Raw genomic sequence first — 3,293 nt, forward strand, 5'->3', positions numbered from 1 at the left:
CAGACCAATCACTGGATTCATTAATTTTCTCCTCCTCCTAGTAATACAAATTAGTCGGTAACCCCTAATGCTCCTTGTAATGTCATAGGTTCGCTGGTTAAACGGGATCAAAGCCCCAACCAGCCTGAAACATGATTATACAAGTAGGGGGTGGACAGTTTACTTGACGGGATCAAAGTCCCACGGGTGCTACATCCTCCCCCGACTACCGATATAATAAAACTATATAAAAAAAGGTCAACCAGAAATATCTGGCTAACCTTATATTACGAACGGGTGCAAGAGTTACAGAAGCATGCTGTCATTTTGGCAGCTTTTCTTATTGCACTAAATGGCAGTTTACTTGAATAAGGATTCCTTATAAAATTCTGTAAAAAAAAAACGGCAGCAAATTCATGTTACCGTTCTTTTTGCGGTTCACCTTGGTTTAGCTTAGACTGGTACAGGTGGGTAGACGACAAAGTTGCTGTGATAAAAAATGTTCCCTAACTGTGGAAATCCAGCTGCGTTGATACCGAATAAGCTGATACGACAAGGACTTGGTGGAAATATCGCTGGAGTAAAAGCACCTGTCACACGTGCTTCAAAGATAGGGACAGGTGGACGGAAAGGATTTGGAATAGCATAAACCGCCAGTGTAGCCTTTGGAGGGATGGTAAACGTGATGGGTGTGAAGACTGGATTTGGGTTACAACATGATGGGTCGGCTAAGCAGTCACAGCCATCGTCTTCGGCTACTGGTTGGTTAGTCAGTTGCATACCATCTGGGGCAACTGGCTGTCCACATAAAAACGCTACCTTACCTAACTCAGGATTAGGGTTAGTACAATCCGAATGATCAATAACAGAGACAGTAACCGTCTGAGGTTTGTCCGATACATTTAAAACATTAACTACAATATTCTGCGTATCAGGATTTTGCCAAACTGGACCAGTTGTCAATGTAATATGCGGTGAGTTATGTGTTCCATTTCCGTTTGGATGTAAAGGATGATTAATCAAGGTAAAAAAACCACCTTTCGATGAATCTACTACTATAATATTTACTAGAGATGATTGAGAGACGGCAGTTTCACTACTACAATAGCCAATATTATCCAACTTAAGTGTTGCTGAGACTAAAAGGTTGTGAAATATTGGACTTAAACAAACGGGTGCGTTAGCAAATGTTGTGATTGTTGCTGCAGTCTTTTTTTCTTGTTGAGCTAACTTGCAGAAAAGTTTAACAATAATTTATGCATTTGGAGGGGAATAGGATGGGGAAATATGAGGTAAAGCATATAGATAATCTGTTAAATTTTGATTTGGATAGCTTAGTGAAGCAAAGCAAAGAAGAGGGTTTTCGTTTTTTAGAAAGATTAGTAAATGATTTTAAAAATGGCAGTAATACTTTTAACCATTTTGGCGAAGGGTTATTTGGCGTTTTTAATGAAGGTGGTGTACTTTTTGCTATTGGTGGATTAAATAAAGACCCATTTTCAAATGATCAATATATTGGTAGGCTGAGAAGGTTTTATGTCAGTAAAGAGTATCGGAGAAATGGTATAGGAAGCCTTTTGATAAAAGAGATAATTGAAGAAGCAAAAAGATATTATAGAATTTTGGTGCTTCATACCGATACCGAACAAGCTGATAAATTTTATACTTCTATTGGATTTTTAAAGAAAAACTTTATCCAAATTCAAGTCACTTTATAGATTTTAAAAGCTAAGGTTTATTAAGCTAACGGGTGCTTTACTCAAAAATCATTTGAAATTTGGATGTGATTATCATGAATGCAACTCCAGCTATAATAATTGGATTACTATTGGTAGCCTATTCTCTTTTTATGCGAAAAAAGAAATAAGCAAGATTGTGATGAAATGTACTTAATGTAACGGGTAGCTTTAGTTGAACAAGAATAAATAAGAAAAGTCGATTCCTTAACCAGGAAATCGGCTTTTTGTAATGGGTTGAAAATTCCTTAGCGTTATAAACCCGCACTTTCCTGACGGTACCCCATTAAGAGAGTATAATGGTATGTATTAAAAATAGGGAGTTAAAAATGAATCTAATTGAATTATTTAAAATGTGGGTAAATCATCCAAAAAGAGGAAGTGGGAGAAGCAATTTAGATCAAACAGATGAATATTGGAAACAGGTGTTACAAGATATTCGTAAGTGGGAGAACAGTGAAGATGAAGATGACAATGAGTTTGCAAAATATCTACTGTATACAGGAAAATAAGAAGAGTTCATATAGACCATGATGAAGTGAATTTAAATAATCATTATGTTTCATGGACATCAGCTGAAAATTTAGAAGATTTATATTGGTTCGATTCATCGTGTTCTCATACAATAATTACAGCAGAAGCAACAAAAGATAATCCGGGAATTAATGTTAAAGGATTTATAGAAGCTATGAAACTTGATATTGATAATTTCGAATTAAACTCACCGGCAATCAGAGCAGAACAAGAAGTGATTTTTCCATTACAAGAAAAATCAATATTAAGCATTGAAAAAATAAAAATAAAATAGAGATGAAAAATGACATTAAATCCTTAGGAACAGAAGGGCTTTTTGACGTTAAATAATAGTTGTAGTAACCACTAACTCTATGGAAAATATAACCTTTCATTCAAACTTACTTATGATATTGCGGAGGTTTTAAAAGTACATATTGAAGTTCTGTTTTGGTTTGAAGAAATGAACCCTAGCGCTATGATAAATTATGAAAATACCTTAAATAAAATAACAGCAAGGAATACACTTAATAATATAGGCAAGTATCTATTCCTCCTTCAACATGGAAACATACATTATTTTTGAAACAACTTGAGGAGGAGATAAAAATGGAAAGAATGTTTGGAATGGGCATGGGAGGATTCCCAGGTATGGGCATGGGAGGATTCCCAGGAATGGGCATGGGAGGATTCCCAGGTATGGGCATGGGAGGATTCCCAGGTATGGGTATGGGAGGATTCCCAGGTATGGGTATGGGAGGATTCCCAGGTATGGGTATGGGAGGATTCCCAGGAATGGGCATGGGAGGTTTTCCAGGAATGGGCATGGGAGGATTCCCTGGATTTATATAAGCGGTTTCATCAGAATGGATGTACCATGTATGCGATAACTTAAATTACAAATACTTTGATAAGTTAATGGTTCTTTTTGCGATAAACCATAGCTGTTGTTAGCAGCTTTTTCTTCTTCAACTACCATGAAAATTAACTTCTGTAAGGACCGAAAAATGGCAACACTTAAATAGACGCAGCTCATTCAACTTTTTTAAAAGGGTAGGAGCGTCT

General features: G+C 36.3%; 6 protein-coding genes and 1 pseudogene. 5 read left to right on the top strand and 2 right to left on the bottom strand.

What is annotated here, in order from left to right; all coding sequences use genetic code 11:
* Positions 1 to 432: 432 nt before the first annotated feature.
* The gene (locus JOC76_RS29475; RefSeq protein WP_205182329.1) at positions 433 to 1,002 is read right to left on the bottom strand and encodes a hypothetical protein; all 570 of its coding nucleotides are present in this window, start codon (positions 1,000 to 1,002) and stop codon (positions 433 to 435) included.
* Between the two features lie 254 nt (positions 1,003 to 1,256).
* Between JOC76_RS29475 and JOC76_RS29480 the strand changes: the two genes are divergently transcribed.
* The 5 genes and pseudogenes from JOC76_RS29480 (at position 1,257) to JOC76_RS29490 (ending at position 3,080) form a co-directional block, all read left to right on the top strand.
* A complete protein-coding gene (locus tag JOC76_RS29480) occupies positions 1,257 to 1,697 on the top strand; it encodes a GNAT family N-acetyltransferase (RefSeq protein ID WP_205182330.1) in 441 nt (146 codons plus the stop codon).
* 347 nt (positions 1,698 to 2,044) lie between these two features.
* Positions 2,045 to 2,227: a hypothetical protein gene (locus JOC76_RS30345; protein WP_239558135.1), complete on the top strand. Its 183-nt coding sequence runs from the start codon at positions 2,045 to 2,047 to the stop codon at positions 2,225 to 2,227.
* 26 nt (positions 2,228 to 2,253) lie between these two features.
* Positions 2,254 to 2,523, top strand: a complete 270-nt coding sequence (locus tag JOC76_RS30350) for a hypothetical protein (RefSeq protein WP_239558136.1) — start codon at positions 2,254 to 2,256, stop codon at positions 2,521 to 2,523.
* Positions 2,524 to 2,604: 81 nt separating this feature from the next.
* A pseudogene (locus JOC76_RS30355) lies at positions 2,605 to 2,691 on the top strand (helix-turn-helix transcriptional regulator); the annotation flags it as partial.
* Positions 2,692 to 2,837: 146 nt separating this feature from the next.
* Positions 2,838 to 3,080: a hypothetical protein gene (locus JOC76_RS29490; protein WP_239558137.1), complete on the top strand. Its 243-nt coding sequence runs from the start codon at positions 2,838 to 2,840 to the stop codon at positions 3,078 to 3,080.
* Here the strand turns inward: JOC76_RS29490 and JOC76_RS30675 are convergent.
* The gene (locus tag JOC76_RS30675; RefSeq protein ID WP_275591437.1) at positions 3,073 to 3,207 is read right to left on the bottom strand and encodes a hypothetical protein; all 135 of its coding nucleotides are present in this window, start codon (positions 3,205 to 3,207) and stop codon (positions 3,073 to 3,075) included. The two genes, JOC76_RS29490 and JOC76_RS30675, sit on opposite strands and share 8 nt — an antisense overlap.
* Positions 3,208 to 3,293 lie beyond the last annotated feature (86 nt).

It is taken from the genome of Neobacillus cucumis (assembly GCF_016908975.1).
GTDB lineage: Bacteria > Bacillota > Bacilli > Bacillales > Cytobacillaceae > Neobacillus > Neobacillus cucumis.

Coding starts and splice junctions, on each gene's coding strand:
- JOC76_RS29480 (WP_205182330.1), top strand. CDS start 1,257: ATGGGGAAATATGAGGTAAAGCATATAGATAATCTGTTAAATTTTGAT.
- JOC76_RS30345 (WP_239558135.1), top strand. CDS start 2,045: ATGAATCTAATTGAATTATTTAAAATGTGGGTAAATCATCCAAAAAGA.
- JOC76_RS29490 (WP_239558137.1), top strand. CDS start 2,838: ATGGAAAGAATGTTTGGAATGGGCATGGGAGGATTCCCAGGTATGGGC.
- JOC76_RS30675 (WP_275591437.1), bottom strand. CDS start 3,207: ATGGTAGTTGAAGAAGAAAAAGCTGCTAACAACAGCTATGGTTTATCG.